Origin of the sequence: Moraxella boevrei DSM 14165 (genome assembly GCF_000379845.1) — a bacterium.
Lineage (GTDB): Bacteria > Pseudomonadota > Gammaproteobacteria > Pseudomonadales > Moraxellaceae > Faucicola > Faucicola boevrei.
Window position 1 is genome coordinate 36,649 of record NZ_KB903779.1, and the last position, 23,163, is coordinate 59,811.

Here is a 23,163-nt window from a genome sequence, read left to right on the forward strand (position 1 = left end):
ACTCTTTAATTTAAACAGCAACTTCGGCTTTAATGGTTGGGTGGCTTTGATAATTAATAATGTCAATATCATCAAATGTAAAGTCAAAAATATTATCAATGTTTGGATTTAGTTGTAATGTTGGCAAGGTAAAGGGCTCACGGTTGAGTTGAGTTTCCACTTGTTCAAAATGGTTGCTGTACAAATGACAATCGCCCCCTGTCCACACAAATTCACCCACACTAAGCCCACAAACCTGTGCCACCATGTGGGTTAATAATGCATAACTAGCGATGTTAAATGGCACGCCCAAAAATAAATCCGCCGAGCGTTGATACAGTTGGCAAGACAGTTTACCGTCCGCCACAAAAAATTGAAACAGCGTATGACACGGCGGTAACGCCACTTGGTCGGCTTCTTTTGGGTTCCAACCTGTTACTATCAGTCGGCGAGAGTTGGGATTGTCTTTGATTTGTTCAATGACTTGGTGAATTTGGTCAACACCGTCATCATTAAAATGACCGTTTTCATCGGTGGTTGCTCCAAAATTTCGCCATTGATGCCCATAAACTGCCCCCAAATCGCCTGCTTGTCTGCCAAACCTTGCCGTTTGTTCTGCGGTTGCCCATTCGTTCCAAATTCGCACCCCATTGTCTTGCAAATATTTGACGTGGGTATCGCCTTTTAAAAACCACAAAAGTTCGTAAATCACGCTTTTGGTGTGGATTTTTTTGGTGGTTAACAGTGGGAAACCGTCATTTAAATCAAACCGCATTTGAGCCCCAAATACAGAGCGGGTGCCTGTACCTGTGCGGTCACCCTTTTGCGTGCCATGTTGATAAACGTAGCGGATTAAATCCAAATAGGCTTGTTCGTTTTTTGTCATTAGCATAAGTTTTTTGATATTAAAGTTAGTAAAATTCTGAAAAATAAAAAACATTCCCCAATCGCTTGCTATCAGGATTAGGTTTGATTAAAATTATCAAGATAGAACGGTTTTATTAAATGTTAAACCGCATTTTCACCTGTTTCGCCAGTACGAATACGAATGATTTGCTCCAGATTGGTCACAAAAATCTTGCCATCGCCGATTTTGCCTGTATTTGCCACACGGATAATCGCTTCAATCGCAGGCTCAACCATATCGTCCGCCACCGCAATTTCTAGCTTGACTTTTGGCAAAAAATCCACCACATATTCCGCTCCACGATACAGCTCGGTATGTCCTTTTTGGCGACCAAAACCCTTCACTTCCGTTACTGTTACGCCTTGCACGCCGATTTCGGATAGGGCTTCACGCACATCGTCAAGTTTAAACGGCTTTAAAATCGCAGTAATTAATTTCATGGTATGTTCCTTTTTAAATAAATAAACATCAGTTTCATTTTAACACAAAAAATTTAGCGATGATTGATAAAAACTGATAAAAAACAATTGTTTATCTATCTATAACTAACCATTTCAAATGGTTATACTAATTTTTAAAAAAGGTCTGAATTAAACAGAGAAATTTAAACAATTTATGGTTAACCATTTGAAATAATAATAAAATTTTTGTGATAATCACTTGTGTGGTTTGTTGGGGTAAAATCGCAATTTTTCCTATTATACTTAAAAAAATAGATTTGGGCTAATAAAATCCTTAATCCATGTAAACATTGCACCAAAATGATGAATTTGCATGATTTTGGTGATTTTTTGGCAAAACTTTTTCATCACAATTTTAGCAGAAAAAATCGCTAAGCCTTGCTAATAAAATGCTATAATAAGTCATTTTTGACAATGCTTTGAAAATATTTTGACAAAGTTCTGAAAATGGGGAATGACAATGACGACAGCAAACAACGAAAACCCAAAGATTTTACAGCGTGGCGACGGCTTGCAAGTGGTGGTTGGACTGGGTAAGTCAGGCTTGGCAACGGTGAATTATTTGTATGAATTGGGTTATCAAGTGGCGGTAACGGACAGTGGACAGCCGAGCCTTGCTGAACAATTGCCGAGTAATGTCAGCACCCATTTTGGCAAGATTGACAGTGAACTGTTGGCAACGGCAAGTCGCATTATCATCAGCCCAGGGATTGACCCATTATCGCCTGTATTTGACGTGGTGCGTGCCAAAAAGATTGCCATGGTAAGCGATATTCAGCTATTTCATGAAATTTGCCAACAAAAAAATATTCCAATCATTGCCATTACCGGCTCAAATGCCAAAAGTACCGTTACCACACTCGTGGGGGAAATGGCAAAAAATGCAGGCAAAAATGTCGGTGTTGGCGGTAATCTAGGCACACCTGCGTTAGATTTGTTGCGTGAGCCGATTGAGCTTGCGGTGCTAGAATTATCCAGCTTTCAATTACAAACCACGACCAATCTGTCCGCCCAAGTTGCCACTGTGTTAAATATGTCGCCTGATCACCTTGACCGTCATGGCGATATGTTCGGTTATCATCGGGAAAAACATCGTATTTTTCAAGGGGTGAAATCCATTGTCGTCAATCGTGATGACCCACTTAGCCGACCGCTTGTCGCTGATGATATGCCGACTATCAGCTTTGGGGCGAACGCACCTGATATCAATCAGTATGGCATTTTGACTGATACTAATGGTGATATGTGGCTAGCTCGTGGCAGTCAACGCTTGTTACATGAAAAAGATGTGCCGATTAAAGGTCAACATAATTTGATTAATGTATTATCCGCATTGGCAATTGGTGAATTGGCAGGGTTTTCCATGGAAAGTATGTTAAGCACGATTAAACAATTTATCGGCTTGCCCCACCGCTGTGAATTTGTCAAAACCTTAAACATTGCCAATCATAAACTAGATTGTTACGATGACTCAAAAGGTACAAATATTGGCTCTACGCTCGCCGCCGTGCTAGGTTTGGGCAATGTATATCAGCCAAAAGGCAAAAAACTAGCGGTGATTTTGGGTGGGCAAGGCAAGGGACAACAATTTGCCGAACTTGCCAAACCGTTAACCACGTTTGCCAGTCAAGTGTATTTGATTGGGGAAGATGCCGACAAAATTGCCAATGATTTACAAAATGCTAAGCTTGGCGACAATGTCATGTTAAAACACTGCCAAACCCTGCAAAATGCCTTTAACCAAGCGATTGCCGATAGTGGACGTGATGCGAGCATTGGCGTGTTGCTATTGTCGCCTGCGTGTGCCAGTTTTGACCAATTTACAGGTTATGTGCAACGTGGGCAAGTGTTTAAAGATTTAGTCAATCATTTTAAATAGTTTTTTAAATATTTTTGAGAAATAATGTCAAAAATACTTTTGTGTTAATTAAAAAATCTAAGATTAGGTTGGGTTATGCCAATACGCAGTTCTTCTTTTTCTCATCTAGCAAGTCCAACGGCCAAGGAAAAACGCTGGTTACCGTCGCTGTCGTCCGTGTTAATCAGCTGTGTTGGCATGATTATGGTCATGAGCTTGCTCATGGTGACATCGGCATCGATTTCGTTTGCCGAACTTAACAATATGTATCCACTCAAATTTTTTATCAATCAATTATCATATATGATGATTGGGATTATTTTTGGTTTTATCGTGTATTGTGTACCGTTGCGGACGATTTTTCGTACCAATACCAGTTTTTTTGTGTTACTTGGCTGTTTGGCAATGATTATTTATACCGTGATATTTGGTTCGGTAATTAACGGTAGTCGGCGTTGGATTGAGATTGGGTCAATTAATTTTCAACCTGCAGAATTGGCGAAGTTGGCGATGATTTTGTTTACCGCTGATTTCTTGGTAAGGCGAGTAGATGAAGTACGGTATCAGGCAACAGGCTTTATCCGTTTGTGTGGTGTTGCCTTTTTTATGATTTTAGCGATTATGCTTCAGCCAGATTTTGGCTCGGTGGTGATTATTATCGGTTGTATGGGGGCGATGATTTTTGTAGCAGGCTTGCCCATGCGATTGGTGATGATTTTACTCGGCTCGGTGTCGGTTGGTGTGGTACTTGCGATTCTAACCGCAGGCTATCGTTTAAAGCGAGTAACTTCATTTATTGATCCATTTGATGATTTGCGAGATAGCGATTATCAGCTCGGACGCAGTATCGTGGCGTTCGCACGTGGCGAATGGACAGGCGTGGGCTATGGCGAAAGTATCCAAAAACTAGCCCATCTGCCCGAAGCTCACACGGACTTTTTATTGGCAATTACAGGCGAAGAATTAGGCTTGGTCGGCGTGGTATTTTTGCTAAGTTTACAAATTTTGCTGATTTGGGTGGTAATGAAAATCAGTTATGACACGCTAAAACGTCGTCAAAGCCGTCTGAGTTATTTTGCGTTTGGCGTGGGAGTATTGTTTTTTGGGCAAGCCTTCGTCAATGCAGGCATGACGCTTGGGATTTTGCCAACTAAGGGTTTAACCATGCCATTTTTTAGTTATGGTGGCTCGTCTATGGTGGTAAACTTAATTATAATCGGTATTTTATTAAGAATTATTAAAGATAGCCCAAAAATCTCACCCACAGAAGCTCGCTATTATTAATACTTCTCAATAAATGGTTAAATCAAATCTGATAATGGCGGACAAAATAACTGCTGTTTGCCAACCAATTTCTCATCTTGCCATTGTGCTATCGCCTGTTGTAACATCACTTCGGGCGAATTTTTTTCAACGGGTTGTTGCCCCAAAAACTTTAACGCAAGTTGTAACAAATCTTGGGCATTATAATGCTCAATCGGCTCGGCAAGGGTTTGTTTAGAAAGTTTTTGCCCTTTATCATTAATCAAAATCGGCAAATGGTAATAATCTTTGACAATCGGCATTTGTAAATAGTCATAAATCGCCAGTTGAGCAGTGGTTAACGGCAAAATATCCAAACCACGCACGATTTGATTAACGCCTTGGGCGATATCATCCACCACCACCGCAAGCATATAATTAATCATACCTTTTTGCGGTGTGTTTTGTGAATTTTGGTTAAAAACTTGTCGGCGACGTACCACGATATCACCTTGGCTATACTGTGGGTTATCAATGATAAGTCCTTGATAGTTATCAAAAAAATCAATATTCTTATCAGGCATGATTAAGCGTACCGCATGATGTTTGCCTAAATTTTTATGCTCACAAATCTTTGGATAAATCAGCGGATTTTGTTCTGATAGCTTATCAGCAAAGCTGGGCTGGTTTTGGTAAAACTGTTGAATAGATTTTCGGCTACAATCACAACCATAACTCACCGAACCGAGTTGATTTTCCAAAATTTCATGATATAAATCAAGATGTTGCGATTGATAATAAACATCACCGTCCCAATGTAAGTCCAATCGTGTTAAATCTGCCAAAATTTGTTGGCTAAACCTAGCATGACAGCGTTCATCATCAACATCTTCAATGCGTAATAGCCATTTGCCCCCTGCTTTTTTGGCAAGACAAAAACTGGCAACGGCGGTGACGAGTGAGCCAATGTGCAAACTACCTGTCGGAGACGGTGCAAAACGCCCGATAACAGGCGTTGTCGTTGTGGCAGATGGCGACATTAGCATAACAATATGGACAGGGCAAAGGGTCGGTTAAGCATGTCCCCATGCTTGCTTTTCTTTGATTTCTGATAAGGTTTTGCAGTCAATACATTGGGTGGCAGTGGGGCGAGCTTCTAGGCGACGTAGTCCGATTTCCACGCCACAGGTTTCACAAAAACCATAGTCGCCACTTTCAATCTCTGCCAATGATTTATCAATTTTGCGAATGAGTTTGCGTTCACGGTCTCGAGTTCGCAAGGCTAAGGCAAATTCTTCTTCTTGTGTCGCACGGTCGTTGATATCAGGCATCGCCGTTGATTCGTCTTGGATATAAGACTTGGTACTTTCTGCTTCGGCTAATAGCTGAGCTTTCCATGCTTCTAAAATTTGGGTAAAATGCTCGAGCTGAGCGTCGTTCATATATTCTTCGCCGTCTTTGGCTTGATATGGGGTAAAACTAACATTTTGTTCAGTCTGAGTGGCTGTCATACAGTTCTCCAAAAAATTTGTTATTGGTTAAAAAAAGGTAAAAACAGATTTTTACAAATTTATAAACAAAAGTTTACCAATCACAAATGTTAAAATTTGCCCTAAACAATGGGGGCAAGTCGCAAAAATTCAACGCTAATTCTAGCTAACCTTAAAAAGGTGGCACAGTTTGTATTCTTTTAACGCCTGTTGCAAGTGTTGCATTGTTATATAATGTTATCCAACGTAAACCTGCATGGCTATTATCAATCCCATATTCATCTTGATTTGGCAGAAATTGAGCGGACGTGGATGGCGTGGTAAAAACGGATATCTCATTGATAATACTAGAAAATTCCTGATGTACATGACCCACAAAAATCCCTTTAATTTGACTCTTAAAGGGTAAAATTGCTTGCCAAAAATCATCGCTATTTTTCAGTCGATGATTATCAATCCATGCTGAACCGACGTTAAACATCGGATGATGACAAAAAATAATACACGGTTTTTGCCGAGTGGCTAAAGTTTGACTTAACCAATCTAAACTACGTTGACAAAAACAGCCCCAAATCTCACCTTTACAACTGCTATCCAAAAAAACAATGTCCCAAATCGGCGTTGCCACCACATGACAATTTTTTAGGCGTTTATCGGCATGAATACCGACATGACGACGCTGAAAAAATGGCAAATGACTGTCTAACTCCATCGTCACATCATGATTGCCCGAAATCGCCACATAAGGGGAACTAAATTTATCAAAATAATCAAAAAGTTGGGTATAGTTCGCTTCGGTCGGTTCTTGTAACAAATCGCCTGTAATTGCCAACAAATCTCGCTTGGCAAAATCCTGCTCTATCATTGCCATAATGGCATCCAAATTGGCTTTGGGATTGATATTACAGTACAATTGTTCCGTATTTTCATATAAATGCAAATCGCTAATTTGTACTAATTGCACAAATTCAGAATTTTTGGGAATGATTGACTCGACAACCTGTAAATTATCAAGCGGGCAAGCGGTCCGATGATGCAAACAAACAGACGTACTCAAAAGCGATATCCTTTGTTGGAATGTGGACATTTATTGATTAAAAAATGATGTATTTTACATGAATTTTAAACAAAATCAAGGGTAAATAGAATTTTATTTTGTAAAAAAGCTAAAAAATATTTGCTAAATAATATCAAAATGCTAACTTTATTGACATTTTTGGCAAATGCCTGACAGCTCAATTACGCTAGACTTTATGACAAATTGGGCTTGTTTGGCAAGTTCGCCGAGCAAATTATCTAGCGTGTCGTGGCCTAATTCTTGCACATCGCCACATTTTTGACAAATTAAAAAAGTTGCGGTATGTTGGTCGTCGGGTCGGCAACAGGCAAAAAAAGTTTTAGTACCACTGAGTTGGTGAATAAAACCGAGTTCCAATAAAAAATCCAAACTTCGATAAATGGTCGGTGGGGCAAGGGGTTTTTCGGAGGTTTCTTGCAGTTTTGCTAACAGCTCATACGCCCCAATCGGCGTTGCAGATTCCAAAATTAATCGGTACACTTGTTCACGCAGTGGTGTAAAACGCACGCCTTGACTGGCACAGGTTTCTTTGGCTAACACAAGCGAGCGTTCAATACTGTCAGGCTGATGACAATGCTGGCAACTGGCAGAATGTGCCACCGCATCACTTGGTGCGAGTGTACCGTCCACGTGTTGAATGGGGTGTGGGCTGTGCTGATAAAGGGTTTTAGACATAAACTCACCACAAAAAAAATTAGAACCTGTATTCATAACGTTTTTGCAATGAAAAATGCGATAAATCGCCCGCTTTTCAAGGAAAAAACGCAGGTTGATAGTCATTCTATCAATCAAGTTTTCGACGCGGAAAAGCAAGATTTAGCCAGTTTTCATGCAAAAGCAAACTTTGGTTTTATTTTTCAAAGTGAAAATTAACTGCGTAAGGTTGTGAATGCAGGTTCTTACAATAGCCAAAGGCGAAAACTTGCACCAAACGTTATGACCCACTATAATAAGGCGTATTTTCACATTTTTCAAGCCAGTCTGTCTTAATTTGCCATTTAAACGCCTTTTCCACCAGATTTAGCCTATCATGACAAAACCGCAACCCCGTTTTCAACCGTACCACATTCAAAAAGCCATTGGTCGACAGTCTTGGATTATATTGGCGTTGGTGGTGATAGGTATTGGTTTGGATATCATTTTTGCTAAGGTGGGTTTTGTCATTAGTAAAAATTTGTTGGCAGGTGCGGTGTTGGCGTGGGTAGGGCAGTTGGTATTTGCCAAAATTGCGTTGGGTGTAACTGGGGCAAGTCAGCAACGCCAAATCGTGCATCGGATGTATCAGGCGACCATGGTAAAGTGGTTCATTACTTTTGTCGGATTTGCAGGGATTTTTATTGGTTTAAAGCCGTTGTTAGCAGTTTGGGTGTTTGTTGGTTTTATCGTGCTACAAATTAGTCATGCGGTATTAAGTTTTCAGTTACAATCTTGATAGAAATACGTAAGAATTTAATTACAAAAAATAAGATGTTTGCAAGATAAATTTTTTGCAAAATATCTTAAAAAATGACGAAAATTTTAATTTTTTGGATATTTACCGATATTTTTTAATAAATTTTAATTTTTTGTAAAAAAAAATGCAATTTCATACAAAAATTTTTAATTTAAACCTTTACAAAAAGGTAACATTTGCATTAATATACACGGGATTTTCAAAAAGGTGCGAATGGTAGCTTTTTTATTTAAATTTAGCTAATCGGTTGCACCAAAATTTTTTTATTGACTCACAATAGACAAAAAAGTGAAGACTATGGCAGACGCAACCGCTCACGCACACGAAGTTACTTCAAATGAGTATATTCAGCACCATTTGACAAACTGGACGTATGGTCATCACCCAGAGCTTGGCTGGAAAGTTGCTGAAACGCAAGCTGAAGCTGCAGCGATGGGCTTTAATGCCATTCATTTAGATTCTATGCTATGGTCAATTGGGCTTGGTATTTTCTTTTGTGGACTGTTTTATTTGGTTGGTAAAAAAGCAACGTCAGGCATTCCATCAAAATTACAAGCCTTTATTGAAATGATTGTTGAATTTGTTGATAGTAATGTGCGAGAATCGTATCATGGTACGTCAAAGTTAATCGCACCACTTGCGTTAACGATTTTTGTGTGGATTTTTTTAATGAACTTGATGGATTTAATCCCAATTGATTATATCCCAGTTTTGGCACAAAAAATCGGTGAAGCAATGGGGCATGACCCGCACCATGTGTATATGAAAATTGTACCAAGTACTGACCCGAACGTAACTTTGGGTATGTCATTGTCAGTATTTGCGTTGATTATTATTTATTCTATTAAGGAAAAAGGCTTTGGTGGATTTATTGGTGAGTTAACCCTACATCCATTTAGTGCTAACAATCCGGTGGCTAAAATTGCGTTAATCCCTGTTAACTTCATTTTAGAAACTGTAACGCTCATCGCAAAACCAATTTCATTAGGCTTACGACTTTTTGGTAATATGTATGCTGGTGAGTTGATTTTTGTGTTGATTGCCCTGATGCCGTTTTATTTGCAATGGGTATTATCTGTTCCGTGGGCTATCTTCCACATTTTAGTAATCACTTTGCAAGCGTTTATTTTTATGATGTTAACCATCATTTATCTAAGTGCTGCAAGCCAAACTGACCATTAATTTTTTAACAATGAGGATATCTCGATGACTCCAGAACTAGCAAGCATGACCGTATTAGCCGTTGCTTTACTTATCGGTTTAGGTGCATTAGCCACAGGTATTGGTTTTGCGATTTTAGGTGGTAAATTCTTAGAGAGCGTAGCCCGTCAACCAGAACTTGGCTCACAATTACAAACTCGTATGTTCATCGTAGCGGGTCTTCTTGATGCTGTGCCAATGATTGGTGTTGGTATCGCAATGCTATTGTTATTCGCTAATCCTTTAGCAGGTTAATAGGTAAGCTGTCAGTACACCGTCCACAACGATTAGGTGTGTGGGCGAGGAATTGAAGAAACTTAATTAACGAGGGATTCTACGTGAATATCAATGCAACCCTAATCGGACAATCCATTGCATTTGCCATCTTTGTGATGTTTTGCATGAAGTTTGTGTGGCCACCATTGGCTGCCGCTATTGCAGACCGTCAACGCAAAATTGCAGATGGTTTGAATGCTGCCGAAAAAGCAAAAGCTGATTTGGCGACCGCTGGTGCGGCTGCAGAACAAGAACTGGCAGCAGCAAAAGCAAAAGCGGCATCACTCATTGAGCAAGCCAACAAAAGTGCCAATCAAATGATTGAAGATGCCAAACTGCAAGCACAAGCTGAAGGTGAACGTATTCGCCAACAAGCCCGTGATGCAGTTGACCAAGAAATTAGCAAAGCCCGTGAAAGCCTTCGTGCCGAAGTTGCCGAACTTGCTGTATTAGGTGCTGAGAAAATTTTACAAGAAAAGGTCAATCCAGAAGCCCATGCCAATATGCTAAACCAATTGGCGGCAAAGTTATAAGTGGCAACAGTACAGTGAGGATATGATGGCTGATTTATCAACCTTAGCAAGACCCTATGCAAAAGCAGCATTTGATTATGCTAAAGAGCATCATGCTATCAATGAATGGCAAGACTACTTAGCGGTGATGAATGCCATCGTAAGCGATAAGGCATTTGCAGAGTATCTACATAATCCAGCGATTGCAGCCACGAGTAAAGTTACCACTTTAACCGAACTTTATAACCAAACCGCACCTGATGATAGCAATAATGTGTTTAAAACTTTAAGCACAGCGATTGACGGTGGACAACAGGTAAATAGTGACGCATTTGTGAACTACTTAACACAACTTGCCGAGCAAGAGCGTTTGGCATTATTGCCTTATATCCATGAGCGTTTTGGTTTGTTAAAAGCGACCGATGCCAAAGAAATCAATGCTCACGTCACGTCTGCTTATCCACTCACTAAAGCACAAGAGCTATTGTTGGAAAACCGTTTGGCAACTTCATTTAATGCAGATGTAGTGCTACACGTTGACGTTGACCCAAATTTGATTGGTGGTATCACGATTAAAGTCGGTGATAAAGTCATTGATGACTCTGTACGTGGCAAATTAAAACAGTTAAAAACACAGCTAATTGCCTAAGTTGATGCGTTTTTGCAACATCGCAAAAATCCATGGTTAGCAATTGGTATCTATTTAAGGAAACAGTGCAATGCAACAATTGAATCCAGCGGAAATCAGTAATCTGATTAAGCAGCGAATTCAAGACCTGACTGCGGGTGCCACAGCAAAAAATGAAGGCACTATTGTCATGGTATCTGACGGTATCGTACAGATTCATGGTCTTGAAGATGCCATGTACGGCGAAATGATTGAGTTTGAAGGTGGCATCTATGGTATGGCATTAAACCTTGAGCAAGACTCAGTGGGTGCGGTAGTATTAGGTGATTACCTAACCCTACAAGAAGGTCAAAAAGCCTACTGTACAGGTCGTATTTTAGAAGTACCAGTTGGGCCTGAGTTACTAGGTCGTGTGGTAGATGCACTGGGCAATCCTATCGATGGTAAAGGTCCAATCAATGCCAAATTGACCGACAAAGTTGAAAAAATCGCACCGGGTGTAATTGATCGTCAATCGGTAGATGAGCCTGTGATGACTGGTTATAAATCAGTTGATACCATGATTCCAATTGGACGTGGTCAACGTGAGCTTATCATCGGTGACCGTCAAACAGGTAAAACTGCAATGGCGATTGACGCGATTATTGCTCAAAAAGACTCTGGTATTAAATGTATTTATGTTGCGGTTGGTCAAAAACGTTCAACCATTGCTAACGTGGTGCGTAAATTAGAAGAAACAGGTGCACTGGCTTATACAACCGTTGTTGTGGCATCTGCATCAGAACCTGCCTCACTACAGTACATTGCACCTTATTCAGGTTGTACCATGGGTGAGTACTTCCGTGACCGTGGTGAAGATGCGTTAATTATTTATGATGATTTGTCAAAACAAGCGGTTGCTTACCGTCAAATCTCATTGCTATTACGTCGTCCACCAGGACGTGAAGCTTACCCTGGTGATGTATTCTATCTACACTCACGGTTGCTAGAGCGTGCATCTCGTGTTAATGCAGATTATGTTGAAAAATTCACCAACGGTGAAGTGAAAGGTAAAACAGGTTCATTGACTGCATTGCCAATCATTGAAACGCAAGCGGGTGACGTGTCTGCATTCGTACCAACCAATGTGATTTCAATTACTGATGGTCAGATTTTCCTTGAGTCAAGCCTATTTAACTCAGGTATCCGTCCAGCGGTGAACGCAGGTATCTCAGTATCTCGTGTGGGTGGTGCAGCCCAAACCAAAATCATCAAAAAATTGTCAGGCGGTATTCGTACAGCTCTTGCACAATATCGTGAATTAGCGGCGTTTGCTCAGTTTGCCTCTGACCTTGACGATGCGACTCGTAAACAACTTGACCACGGTCAACGTGTTACCGAACTGATGAAACAACATCAATACGCACCAATGTCAATCGCTGAACAAGCTGCGGTGATTTATGCCTCTAACGAAGGTTATTTAGCAGACGTACCTGTCAATAAAGTTAGTGCTTTTGAAGCAGGTTTACTGCGTTATTTGCGTGACCAACATGGTGCATTTATGCAAGAAATTGATGACACGGCAAATTACAATGATGAGATTGCAAATACGTTTAAAACAGCAATTGAAACATTTAAACAAAATCATTCATTTTAATTAGCCGATAGGTTTTATTGTAAATTGTCATAGAACGATAAACAAAGTAATCGGTTATAGTTTTACTTTGTTTATTTTCAAAAATTTGTTAACAGGATGAGCTTGATCGAAATCCTGTTAATCATGAAACCCAGCTGTATGGATTACTTATGGCAAGTTTAAAAGAAATTCGAGCAAAAGTTGCTAGTATTAAAAGTACCCAAAAAATTACTCGAGCCATGCAAATGGTTGCGGCGAGTAAGATGCGTCGAGCTCAAGAGCGTATGCAACTAGGTCGCCCATATGCTGACAGTATGCGTCGAGTGGTTTCACATTTGGTAAAAGCATCACCCGATTATAAGCATCCTTATTTGTTGACTCGTCCTGTTAACTGTGTGGGCTATATCGTGGTAACGTCTGACCGTGGTTTGGCAGGTGGTTTGAATATCAATTTGTTTAAAAAATTGATGCAACACGTCAAAGAAAAAAATAGCCAATCGGTTGAAACCCGTTTTGCTGTGATTGGTCAAAAAGGCGTAAGCTTTTTTAAAACATTTGGTGGTATGGTGATTGCGGCAGAGTCGCATTATGGTGATAACCCAAGCTTTGAACAATTAAGTACGCCTGTTCAAGTAATGCTTGATGCGTTTAATCGTGGTGAAATTGATGAAATTTATTTGGTGTACAATGAGTTTATCAATGCCATGACCCAAAAACCAAACGTGCATCAGTTAGTGCCAATTTCTCCAAGTGAATTGCACGATGAAACCATGGCAAAACGTGAGCATAGTTGGGATTATATTTATGAGCCATCTGCTAAAGATTTGGTAGATAGTTTGATGGGGCGTTATGTGGAATCTGTTGTCTATCAAGGTGTGGTAGAAAATATTGCATCTGAGCAGTCTGCCCGTATGGTTGCGATGAAAGCAGCGACAGATAATGCAGGTAACTTAATTAAAGAATTACAATTAGTTTACAACAAGCTGCGTCAAGCGGCGATTACCCGTGAAATTTCGGAAATCGTTGGCGGTGCGGCTGCTGTTTCATAATTGACCTAAATTCAAGGAGAACGTAATGAGTAGCGGTCGTATTGTACAGATTATTGGTGCGGTGATTGATGTTGAATTTGACCGTCAAAGCGTGCCAAAAATTTATGATGCTTTAAAAGTTGAAAATACAGAAACAACCTTAGAAGTGCAACAACAATTAGGTGATGGTATCGTGCGTACCATTGCAATGGGTTCAACCGAAGGTTTAAAACGTGGCTTACCTGTAACCAATACAGGCAACCCAATCTCTGTGCCAGTCGGTAAAGGTACGCTGGGTCGTATCATGGACGTGTTGGGTCGCCCAATTGACGAAGCAGGTCCTGTGGAGCATCAAGAAACTTGGTCAATCCATCGTGAAGCACCAAGTTATGATGAACAATCTAACTCAACTGAGCTTTTAGAAACAGGCATTAAAGTGATTGACTTGCTATGTCCGTTCGCTAAAGGTGGTAAAGTTGGTCTGTTCGGTGGTGCAGGTGTTGGTAAAACCGTTAACATGATGGAACTTATTAACAACATCGCGAAAGCTCACTCAGGTTTGTCTGTGTTTGCTGGTGTTGGTGAGCGCACTCGTGAAGGTAATGACTTTTACCACGAAATGAAAGATTCTGGTGTACTTGACAAAGTTGCGATGGTTTATGGTCAGATGAATGAGCCACCAGGAAACCGTTTACGTGTTGCGTTAACAGGTTTGACCATGGCGGAATATTTCCGTGATGAAAAAGATGAAAACGGTAAAGGTCGTGATGTTCTATTGTTCGTAGATAATATTTATCGTTATACCCTTGCAGGTACAGAAGTATCAGCATTGTTAGGTCGTATGCCTTCTGCGGTAGGTTATCAACCAACATTGGCAGAAGAAATGGGTGTGCTACAAGAGCGTATTACTTCAACGCAAACTGGCTCTATTACTTCTGTTCAAGCGGTTTACGTTCCTGCGGATGACTTGACTGACCCCTCGCCTGCAACTACTTTCGCTCACTTGGATGCAACCGTTGTACTTAGCCGTGATATCGCATCACAAGGTATTTACCCTGCGGTTGACCCACTAGATTCTACTTCTCGTCAGCTTGACCCACAAGTTATCGGTGAAGAGCATTATAATGTGGCTCGTGGTGTGCAAGAAGTGTTGCAACGTTTTAAAGAGTTAAAAGACATCATTGCGATTTTGGGTATGGACGAGTTGTCAGAAGATGATAAATTGGTGGTTTACCGTGCTCGTAAAATCCAACGTTTCTTGTCACAGCCTTTCCACGTTGCCGAAGTATTTACAGGGGCTCCTGGTAAATATGTACCAATTCGTGAAACTATTCAAAGTTTCAGAGCGATTTTGAACGGTGAATATGATGACTTACCAGAACAAGCTTTCTATATGAAAGGTGGTATTGAAGAGGTTGTTGCTGCGGCAGAAAAATTGCGTGGCTAATTGATTGATAACGTGTTAACGGTGTCAATTTATTAAAAAAATTTTATTTAAATTTAAGCAATTTTTAAATAAAAAAATAAATTGACACCTTGTAAAACATCAACATCATCTTTAGGAGAAAACTGTGGCAACTTTACAATGTAATGTCGTCAGTGCAAGAGAAACCATTTACACAGGTGAAATCAGTATGCTGATTGCTACAGGTGTAGAAGGTGAAGTGGGGATTTTGGCAGGACACACGCCATATATCACGATGTTGCGACCTGGTGCGATGCAAATCAAAACCGCCAATGGCAATGACGAAATGGTGTATATCTCAGGTGGTGTGCTTGAAGTTCAGCCCCACATGGTAACGGTACTTGCGGATACTGCAGTACGTGCCCATGACCTTGATGAGGCTAAAATTGCAGAAGCACGCCGTCAAGCCGAGCAAATGTTGCAAAATCAAAAAGCAGATATCGATACATCTGCAGCGATGGCAGCCTTGGCAGAATCGTTGGCACAATTACAAACCTTGCAAAAATACCGCAATCGTGCGTAATTGCTTGTCAAACATGGCGATGAATTGATAAAAAAGATAGTGACAATGGTTACTATCTTTTTTCGTTCTTGGTAAGTTTTTTAATTTATTTTTGGTTTTTTCGCAAAAAATGATTGTGTTTTTAGCAGTTTTTGCTACAATTTTGATATTGTTACGTTTTAACAATAGTAAAACTGCTGTTTTTTCGTTACATTACTAATACTAAAATTTTGATAGCTATCCTTCAGCAAGTTGGTTGTCAAAGGTTGTGATGTTTTTTATTGTCATGATAAAGCTTGTGTATTGGACACACAGTTGCATTGTCATGAAATTTTGGAGATGACTATGGTTGAAGAAGAATTAACCCCCAAAGTGTTAATCGTAGAAGATGATGAGCGTTTGGCGACCTTAACGCAGGATTATTTGCGTAAAAATGGCTTGGACGTAGCGATTGAAACGGATGGCACACGAGCCATTCGCCGTATCATTAACGAACAGCCTGATATTGTGGTGCTTGATGTGATGTTACCAGGGAGCGATGGCTTGACGGTGTGCCGTGAAGTGCGTCCGCATTATCATAATCCAATTTTGATGTTGACCGCTCGTACTGATGATATGGATCAAGTACTTGGATTGGAGATGGGGGCGGATGACTATGTGGCAAAACCTGCTCAGCCACGTGTATTGCTTGCTCGTATTCGTGCATTGTTACGCCGTTCGGACGTTGTACCGACTGATGAAGTTGACCAACGTCTTGAGTTTGGTGATTTGGTGATTGATAACGGCGGTCGTTCGGTAACGTTGAATGATGAGTTGGTGGATTTCACCAGTGCAGAANATGATTTATTGTGGTTATTGGCATCAAATGCAGGGCGTATCTTGTCACGTGAAGATATTTTTGAACGTTTGCGTGGCATTGAATATGACGGACAAGACCGTTCAATTGATGTGCGTATCTCACGCATTCGTCCAAAAATTGGTGATGATCCAGAAAATCCAAAACGTATCAAAACCGTGCGTAGTAAGGGATATTTATTCGTAAAAGAAAATTAATTGTTAATTTAAACTTTACAAAATATAGTTTGATAAATAATAAAAAGTCGGCTTTGATCGGCTTTTTTTACGGATTAAATGATTAAAGATAGCTACCACTTTTAGCCAAAACTTTGAACGTTTTTATCCTTTTTAGGCATGGTAAAATTAGATTTTATTTGCTAATTTATTGATTATTATCAATTTTTATCAAAATGGCAAAACCATGTTACAAGACTTATTAGACAATAATGAATTTTGGGCAAGTACTTTGTCCGCTCGTGATCCAGATTATTTTCCACGTTTGGCACGCCAACAAAACCCCAAATACCTGTGGATTGGCTGTTCTGACAGTCGTATTCCTGCCAACGAAGTGGTTGGGCTGATGCCCGGAGAGTTGTTCGTGCACCGCAACGTTGCCAATATGGTGGTCGCCACTGACATGAACGTGTTATCCGTGTTACAATATGCGGTGGACGTGCTGGAAGTGGAAGATATTATCGTGTGCGGACATTACGGTTGTGGCGGTATCAAATCGGCATTGGGGCATAAGGAATATGGGCTGATTGACAACTGGCTACGCTCGCTAAAAGGAATGCACTTTCAATATTTGGAAGCCTTTGAAGGCTTGAGCCTTGACGAGCAGGTAAATTTGTTGGCGGAATTGAATGTAAAACGCCAAGTTACCAACGTTTGCCACACCACGATTGTGCAAAATGCGTGGTATCGTGGGGCAAAATTGGCAGTGCATGGTTGGATTTATGATTTGAACAATGGTCGGATTAGGGATATGAGCGTAACGATTGATAGCTATAAACAACTTGCTGATGCGTTTTTATATACCTTATAAAAATGGAAAATAAGAAGTTATAAATAAACGATGTGGTCGGTCAACTGCAACACTTCCGCTTTGTCATGACTCACATACATCATCGGAATGTCAAAATTATCCCGAATATGCTCAAAAAATGGCAAAATCTCGTCCTTATGCTCGCTGTCTAACGCCGATAACGGCTCGTCTAATAATAATAATTTTGGCGAGTACAATAATGCACGCCCAAGTGCCACACGCTGTTTTTCACCGCCTGAGAGATATTGCGGTAAGCGGTCTAATAAGGGTTCAATTTTTAATAAAGTCACAATCTCATCAAGGCTAAATTGTCGCTCGGTTTTGTCAATTCTATCAAAGCCAAAGGTTAGATTTTTTAGCACCGTTTTATGCACAAATAACTGGGCATCTTGGAAAACCAGTCCCACACGGCGGTGCTGAACTTTAACATTTACACCTGTTTTTTTGTCAAACCAGACACTATCACCCACACGGATATGTCCGTCTGCAGGTACAAATAAACCTGCGACGGCGTTTAAGATGCTGGTTTTGCCAGAGCCTGAATGCCCGAACAGACCGACGACTTTATTGTCGGTTCTGATGTCGGCATTGATGATTTTTTTGCCAAGTTTTAGGGTGAATTGACAGTCAAATTGCATGATGATAAAGTTTAAAATGATTGTTAAAAGATTGTAATTTTATAAACTTAAAAACTGTTCGCAGTAAGCTTGTCAAACTGTAATCGTTTTTTTATGCAAACACAAATTTAGCGAGAACAAAACTCGAACCTATTGTCTTAATAATTTCAAAAGTTTAATTTTGCAACTTCGCTCGCTCACGCCGTCCATACCACTGCGAAAACCATAAGGCACTAAACGCCACCACCACCGAAAACACAAGCAAACGCACCATTTGACTCTCACCATCCACCGACTGCAAAAAAGTGTACATGGCAAGCGGTAGCGTCCGAGTTTCGCCTTCGACATTACCAACAAAGGTAATCGTCGCCCCAAATTCGCCTAAACTTCGGCAAAATGACAAAATCGTCCCCACCAAAATGCCAGACTTAGCAAGCGGTAGGCTTACACTAAAAAACGTGGCAACATGCGACGCTCCCAAGGTTTTGGCGACATTTTCAAGGCGTGTGTCCACCATCTCAAAAGCAAGTCGCACAGACTGCACCATGAGCGGAAAGCCCATCACCGCACTTGCTAGTACCGCCCCTTTCCAGTTAAAGGCAAACTCAATGCCCAAAGGCGACAAATATTTACCAATCACGCCATTATTACCAAATAACACCAGTAGCACAAAGCCCGGAACGACAGGCGGTAGCACAAGCGGTAGATAAATGAGCGTCTCCACAAGCGATTTGCCAAAAAAATTTACCCGTGCCAAAAGATAGCCTGTGATGATGGCAGGGATAAGGTTCACCAACAGACAGCACAGGGCGACTTTGTAGGATAGGCGGATAATGTCCCATTCTTCGGGTGTGAGTGTGAAAAAATCCATGATAAACGGCTAAATTACTTACGTATTGGTTATTTTAGCACAATTTTAGTGAGAATTTTGGGCATATTTTTAGCAAAATTACTGATGCAATACTTTATAAATGGTATTTGCCATGACTTTGCCAATACCTTTGACTTGTTCAATTTCCGCTTGCGATGCCCCTAGCAGTTGTTGCATACCGCCAAAATGTGATAGCAAATCTCGTCGCCGTTTTTCACCAAGATTTGGGATAACTTCCAACACCGAGCTACTACGGCGTTTGTCCCGTTTTTTGCGGTGTTGGGTAATGGCAAAACGATGGGCTTCGTCCCGAATGTGCATAATCAAGTGCAACGCCTTGCTATCGGCAGGCAAGTCCAAAGGCTCATATTCAATAAAATGCAACACTTCTAGCCCAGCTTTTCGCCCTTCGCCTTTTGCCACGCCGATTAGCAAAGTTTCATGAGTTTTGCCAAGCTCATCTAGCACTTGTTTTGCCATATTAAGTTGCCCTTTGCCACCGTCAATCAGTAGCACGTCAGGTAACGCCATTTTGCTGTAACGCCGTGTCAACACTTGCTTCATCGCCCCATAATCATCGCCACCGACAATCCCATGAATGGCGTACTGGCGATAATCTCGCTTTCGCAGTCCACCGCTATCGCACACCACGCAACTGGCAATGGTCGCTTCGCCCATGGTATGCGAAATGTCAAAACACTCAATACGGTCAAGCGTACGACCATTTAAAATCTCTGCTAATGTATTTTTTAAGGCTTGGTAACGTGATTGAATTTCTAGATAATCGCTTAATCTGCTATGTAACGCATTGCTACTATTTAGTTTTGCTAAAGATAGCCATTCGGCACGTTGTTCTCGCACGTTGGTTTTTAGTACTACTTTTTTGGCAAAAGTTTCACTTAATGCTTCGGTAATCGCTTGTTGATCGGCAAGTTCATGGCTTAAAATAATTTCATCAGGCAAATCATCGCTTACTTGAAAATAAAAAGACGACACAAATGCTGATAAATTATCGTTTAACGTTTCTAAACTATCCACATCGGGGAAATAATTCTTACCGCCGAGCATTCGTCCGCCACGCACATTCATGACGTGTACGCAGGTAATCCCTGCCTGTTGGCTAATGGCGATAATGTCCGCTTCGCCTTTGACCGTGTAAACTGCTTGTTTTGCCTGTACATCACGGAGCATAGACAACTGGTCTCGGTAAAAAACTGCTTGTTCAAAGTCTAGATTTTCCGCCGATTGTTCCATTTTTTCAATCAAGGTTTGCTGTAATTCGTTGCCTTCCCCTTTTAAAAATCGTAGGGTATTATTCACATCTTCTAAATAATCTGCCTGTGAAACCAAACCCACACAAGGGGCACGGCAACGTTTAATTTGGTACTCTAAACAAGGGCGTTTGCGAGCGTTAAAAAAAGCGTTGCTACATTGACGCACTTGAAACATTTTTTGCATAAGTAACAAGGTTTCTTTGGCAGAATGTGCAGACGGAAAAGGTCCAAAAAACCGTCCTTTTTGGTGTTGCCCTTTACCACGACCGTATGCCAAACGGGGAAATTTATCCGCAGAAACAAACACATACAGATAGGATTTGTCATCTCGTAACAGTACATTATACGGGGGTCGGTGCTGTTTAATCAAATTTTGCTCAAGCAATAACGCTTCGGTTTCCGAGCGAGTAATCAGCGTATGAATATTGTCAATGCGTTGCACCAATGCACGAGTTTTTGGGTGTTCAATGGTTTTGGCAAAGTAGCTAGATACCCGATTTTTCAAGGATTTGGCTTTGCCAACGTACAAAATATCACCATTTTTACCAAGCATTTGATACACGCCGGGTAAATTTGGCAAATTTTTGATAAGGTGGGCTAAACGCTCTTTGCGTTTAGGATTAGTAATAACTGGATTGTCGTTTAAAATTTCTAAAGTGTCGTTATTTTTTAGTTTTGGCATCATGGTGTTAAACATTGTTGAAAATTAACCTTTATATAAGTGTGGCTGTTGATATTTTCAAATTGAATATGAAATTTTAGCTTAGCAAGGTTGCATTTTTAATATTAGCTACAAATTTCCATTGATTTTTAGCAAAAAAACTTTATGATAAGTTTTCAATCATTTTTTGGGGAAAAATTATGTCTTTTATCAAAACGTTAACGAAAACTGTCAGCGAAAAACTCAATATTTGGCAAAATCCAAGCCTATTTGCCAAATTATTTAGCCTATACGCCCCGTATCTTGGGGCAGGGGTGCGAGTGGATAAAATTGACTTTCATAACCACCACATCAGCGTTAGTATGCCGTTAACAAAACTTAACCAAAACATCGTCGGCACGCAGTTTGGCGGTAGTTTATACGCCATGACAGACCCATTTTTTATGACCTTGTTAATGAACGCACTTGGCAAAGATTATGTCGTCTGGGACAAAAGTGCGAGCATTGATTTTATCAAGGCGGGCAAAAGCAAAGTTACCGCCGATTTTTGGATTACCCATGACGAAATCGCCACCATCAAAGAATTGGCAAAAGATGGTAGTGCAGTATTTCGAGATTATGTTGTTGATATTAAAGACGAAAATGGCGAAGTAATTGCCAAGGTGGACAAAAAACTTTACATTCGTTTGCGAGAGTTTAGCAAATCAAAAAATATCAATCCACGTTTTTAATATTGCCCAATTTTTGGAAAAATAATGTTCAAGTATGCTAAAAAATTTGTTGTTCTAATCGCCAGTATGATGACGGTAAGTGGTTTTGCCAAAACTTACGTCTTTGACACACTTGGTGGTGCGAGCCTACAGCCCATCGTACAACAACAGCTTAACCAACTGCCAAACGGCGGTAGCGTCATGGTGTACCAAGGGCGACTGATTATTAACACCACGCCTGAAAATCACCGAGAAATTATCCGATTTATCCGTCAAATTGACCAACTGCCTGCCACCTTGACCGTGTCGGTGCGAGTGGGTGAACAAAGTTTTAGCCAACAAAATGGTGGTTATGGACAAATCGGTGTGTTGCAAAACCGTGTCTTTGTCCATAGGCAGTGGCAGAACCACCAACAGCAGACGAGTGGACAGCAGTTTTTTCAGGTTAAAACCTTGTCAGGCAACCCTGCGAGCATTGGTATTAGCCAACTTTTACCGACCAATCAAACCTATGTGGGTTATGGCAACCGTTTCCAACGTCCGCAAATTTGGATTGGGCAAACCTTACTCACCGCCGAACAAGGCATCAGCGTGCTACCGACACAGCTTAGCAATGGGCAAGTTTCGTTGGATATTTCGCAAGCCAATGGCAAATTTGGTAAATTCAATCAACAAACGCTGGTTAATCAACAAAGTTTAGCCAATTCAGTGATTATGAATAAAAATCAATGGGTTACCATTGGTTATATTGGCACGCAATCACAACAAAATGGTACGTTTGGCAATGGGAGTAATCAACAACAATTACCGATACAAGTGATGGTGAATTAAAAACTTTTACTTAATCGCATTAAAACTTCTAGGAAGCCTACTTTTTATCAGTGGGCTGTTTTTTAGTCCTCTGTTGCTGTAAAACCACCGACTTCAGGCGGTGGATATAAGGCAACTCCGTAACCATGCTTACGCACAGAAAGTTGTTTAATGTGGTGTATTCTGCTGTTCAATATACTGGCGGATAATCTCGATTGGAGCACCACCACAACTACCTGCAAAATAGCTAGGCGACCACAATGCATCGCCCCATAACTGCCCTTTGATGGACGGATATTCTTTTTTACGCAATAACCGACTAGACACGCCTTTCAAGCTATTTACCAAACTAGAAATAGCCACTTTAGGCGGATAAACCACCAATAAATGCACATGGTCGCATTCACCGTCAAACTCCACCAATTGAGCTTCAAACTTTGAGCAGACTTCCTCAAATATAACCTGCATATCGTCTAAAATCTCTTTAGTGAATACTTTTCTGCGGTATTTAGCCACAAAGACCAAATGCACATGAAGATTGTAAACAACNTGCCTACCACGTCTTAAATCATTTGACATATAATTAGACCAACTGTAAAATATAAAAATTCAATTATACTTAAACCCATGAAAACACTCAAGTT

Annotated in this window: 25 protein-coding genes; 15 read left to right on the plus strand and 10 right to left on the minus strand. The window is 40.6% G+C overall.

The genetic code is table 11. The features are described from left to right. Positions 1-10 precede the first annotated feature (10 nt). The gene (locus tag A3G3_RS0104930) at positions 11-871 is read right to left on the minus strand and encodes a thymidylate synthase (RefSeq protein ID WP_026212850.1); all 861 of its coding nucleotides are present in this window, start codon (positions 869-871) and stop codon (positions 11-13) included. Between the two features lie 116 nt (positions 872-987). Beyond that, complete coding sequence (gene glnK / locus A3G3_RS0104935; protein ID WP_019519433.1) at positions 988-1,326, minus strand: P-II family nitrogen regulator; 339 nt, start codon at positions 1,324-1,326, stop codon at positions 988-990. A gap of 481 nt (positions 1,327-1,807) precedes the next feature. Between glnK and murD the strand changes: the two genes are divergently transcribed. Both murD and ftsW read left to right on the plus strand, forming a co-directional pair. Beyond that, a complete protein-coding gene (gene murD, locus A3G3_RS0104945; protein WP_019519435.1) occupies positions 1,808-3,226 on the plus strand; it encodes a UDP-N-acetylmuramoyl-L-alanine--D-glutamate ligase in 1,419 nt (472 codons plus the stop codon). A 75-nt stretch (positions 3,227-3,301) separates the two neighbouring features. After that, positions 3,302-4,489: a putative lipid II flippase FtsW gene (ftsW, locus tag A3G3_RS0104950; RefSeq protein WP_083908842.1), complete on the plus strand. Its 1,188-nt coding sequence runs from the start codon at positions 3,302-3,304 to the stop codon at positions 4,487-4,489. Between the two features lie 17 nt (positions 4,490-4,506). Here ftsW and gluQRS read toward each other — a convergent pair whose 3' ends face one another. The 4 genes from gluQRS to A3G3_RS0104970 form a co-directional block, all read right to left on the minus strand. Further along, positions 4,507-5,487 carry a tRNA glutamyl-Q(34) synthetase GluQRS gene (gene gluQRS, locus A3G3_RS0104955; protein WP_019519437.1) on the minus strand — a complete coding sequence of 327 codons (981 nt, stop codon included), beginning with the start codon at positions 5,485-5,487 and terminating at the stop codon, positions 4,507-4,509. Between the two features lie 33 nt (positions 5,488-5,520). After that, positions 5,521-5,958 (minus strand): RNA polymerase-binding protein DksA, encoded by a 438-nt coding sequence (dksA, locus tag A3G3_RS0104960; protein ID WP_019519438.1) that lies wholly within the window; start codon positions 5,956-5,958, stop codon positions 5,521-5,523. A gap of 151 nt (positions 5,959-6,109) precedes the next feature. Then, positions 6,110-6,994: a metallophosphoesterase gene (locus A3G3_RS0104965; protein ID WP_019519439.1), complete on the minus strand. Its 885-nt coding sequence runs from the start codon at positions 6,992-6,994 to the stop codon at positions 6,110-6,112. 147 nt (positions 6,995-7,141) lie between these two features. Beyond that, complete coding sequence (locus tag A3G3_RS0104970) at positions 7,142-7,690, minus strand: Fur family transcriptional regulator (RefSeq protein ID WP_156802101.1); 549 nt, start codon at positions 7,688-7,690, stop codon at positions 7,142-7,144. A gap of 355 nt (positions 7,691-8,045) precedes the next feature. Here A3G3_RS0104970 and A3G3_RS0104980 point away from each other — a divergent pair, with 355 nt between their 5' ends. The 11 genes from A3G3_RS0104980 (at position 8,046) to can (ending at position 17,576) form a co-directional block, all read left to right on the plus strand. Beyond that, positions 8,046-8,447 carry an ATP synthase subunit I gene (locus A3G3_RS0104980; protein WP_019519442.1) on the plus strand — a complete coding sequence of 134 codons (402 nt, stop codon included), beginning with the start codon at positions 8,046-8,048 and terminating at the stop codon, positions 8,445-8,447. A 318-nt stretch (positions 8,448-8,765) separates the two neighbouring features. Further along, a complete protein-coding gene (gene atpB, locus A3G3_RS0104985) occupies positions 8,766-9,650 on the plus strand; it encodes a F0F1 ATP synthase subunit A (RefSeq protein ID WP_019519443.1) in 885 nt (294 codons plus the stop codon). 45 nt (positions 9,651-9,695) lie between these two features. Then, positions 9,696-9,923: a F0F1 ATP synthase subunit C gene (gene atpE / locus A3G3_RS0104990; RefSeq protein WP_264622234.1), complete on the plus strand. Its 228-nt coding sequence runs from the start codon at positions 9,696-9,698 to the stop codon at positions 9,921-9,923. An 83-nt stretch (positions 9,924-10,006) separates the two neighbouring features. Beyond that, positions 10,007-10,477, plus strand: a complete 471-nt coding sequence (locus tag A3G3_RS0104995; protein WP_019519444.1) for a F0F1 ATP synthase subunit B — start codon at positions 10,007-10,009, stop codon at positions 10,475-10,477. A 25-nt stretch (positions 10,478-10,502) separates the two neighbouring features. Continuing rightward, positions 10,503-11,105, plus strand: a complete 603-nt coding sequence (locus A3G3_RS0105000) for a F0F1 ATP synthase subunit delta (protein ID WP_019519445.1) — start codon at positions 10,503-10,505, stop codon at positions 11,103-11,105. A gap of 70 nt (positions 11,106-11,175) precedes the next feature. Beyond that, on the plus strand, positions 11,176-12,720 hold the full coding sequence (gene atpA / locus A3G3_RS0105005) for a F0F1 ATP synthase subunit alpha (RefSeq protein ID WP_019519446.1): 1,545 nt from the start codon (positions 11,176-11,178) through the stop codon (positions 12,718-12,720). 149 nt (positions 12,721-12,869) lie between these two features. Continuing rightward, entirely contained in the window at positions 12,870-13,748 is an 879-nt protein-coding gene (atpG, locus tag A3G3_RS0105010) for a F0F1 ATP synthase subunit gamma (RefSeq protein ID WP_019519447.1), read from the plus strand. Between the two features lie 25 nt (positions 13,749-13,773). Continuing rightward, a complete protein-coding gene (gene atpD / locus A3G3_RS0105015; RefSeq protein ID WP_019519448.1) occupies positions 13,774-15,174 on the plus strand; it encodes a F0F1 ATP synthase subunit beta in 1,401 nt (466 codons plus the stop codon). Between the two features lie 124 nt (positions 15,175-15,298). Continuing rightward, positions 15,299-15,715 carry a F0F1 ATP synthase subunit epsilon gene (locus A3G3_RS0105020; RefSeq protein WP_019519449.1) on the plus strand — a complete coding sequence of 139 codons (417 nt, stop codon included), beginning with the start codon at positions 15,299-15,301 and terminating at the stop codon, positions 15,713-15,715. 324 nt (positions 15,716-16,039) lie between these two features. Continuing rightward, positions 16,040-16,747, plus strand: a complete 708-nt coding sequence (locus tag A3G3_RS0105030) for a response regulator (RefSeq protein WP_019519451.1) — start codon at positions 16,040-16,042, stop codon at positions 16,745-16,747. A 205-nt stretch (positions 16,748-16,952) separates the two neighbouring features. Then, positions 16,953-17,576: a carbonate dehydratase gene (gene can, locus A3G3_RS0105035; protein ID WP_026212854.1), complete on the plus strand. Its 624-nt coding sequence runs from the start codon at positions 16,953-16,955 to the stop codon at positions 17,574-17,576. 17 nt (positions 17,577-17,593) lie between these two features. Here the strand turns inward: can and A3G3_RS0105040 are convergent, their stop codons facing one another. The 3 genes from A3G3_RS0105040 to uvrC all read right to left on the minus strand — a co-directional run bounded on the left by A3G3_RS0105040 (position 17,594) and on the right by uvrC (position 21,020). Continuing rightward, on the minus strand, positions 17,594-18,214 hold the full coding sequence (locus tag A3G3_RS0105040) for an ATP-binding cassette domain-containing protein (RefSeq protein ID WP_019519453.1): 621 nt from the start codon (positions 18,212-18,214) through the stop codon (positions 17,594-17,596). A gap of 154 nt (positions 18,215-18,368) precedes the next feature. Further along, complete coding sequence (gene modB, locus A3G3_RS0105045; RefSeq protein WP_019519454.1) at positions 18,369-19,064, minus strand: molybdate ABC transporter permease subunit; 696 nt, start codon at positions 19,062-19,064, stop codon at positions 18,369-18,371. Between the two features lie 78 nt (positions 19,065-19,142). Beyond that, positions 19,143-21,020: an excinuclease ABC subunit UvrC gene (gene uvrC / locus A3G3_RS0105050; protein ID WP_083908843.1), complete on the minus strand. Its 1,878-nt coding sequence runs from the start codon at positions 21,018-21,020 to the stop codon at positions 19,143-19,145. A gap of 179 nt (positions 21,021-21,199) precedes the next feature. On the opposite strand from uvrC, the gene A3G3_RS0105055 reads away from it, so the two are divergent. Further along, complete coding sequence (locus A3G3_RS0105055; RefSeq protein WP_019519456.1) at positions 21,200-21,730, plus strand: DUF4442 domain-containing protein; 531 nt, start codon at positions 21,200-21,202, stop codon at positions 21,728-21,730. 24 nt (positions 21,731-21,754) lie between these two features. Next, positions 21,755-22,540, plus strand: a complete 786-nt coding sequence (locus tag A3G3_RS0105060) for a hypothetical protein (protein ID WP_019519457.1) — start codon at positions 21,755-21,757, stop codon at positions 22,538-22,540. 147 nt (positions 22,541-22,687) lie between these two features. Here the strand turns inward: A3G3_RS0105060 and tnpA are convergent, their stop codons facing one another. Beyond that, entirely contained in the window at positions 22,688-23,098 is a 411-nt protein-coding gene (gene tnpA, locus A3G3_RS0105065) for an IS200/IS605 family transposase (protein ID WP_019519458.1), read from the minus strand. Positions 23,099-23,163 lie beyond the last annotated feature (65 nt).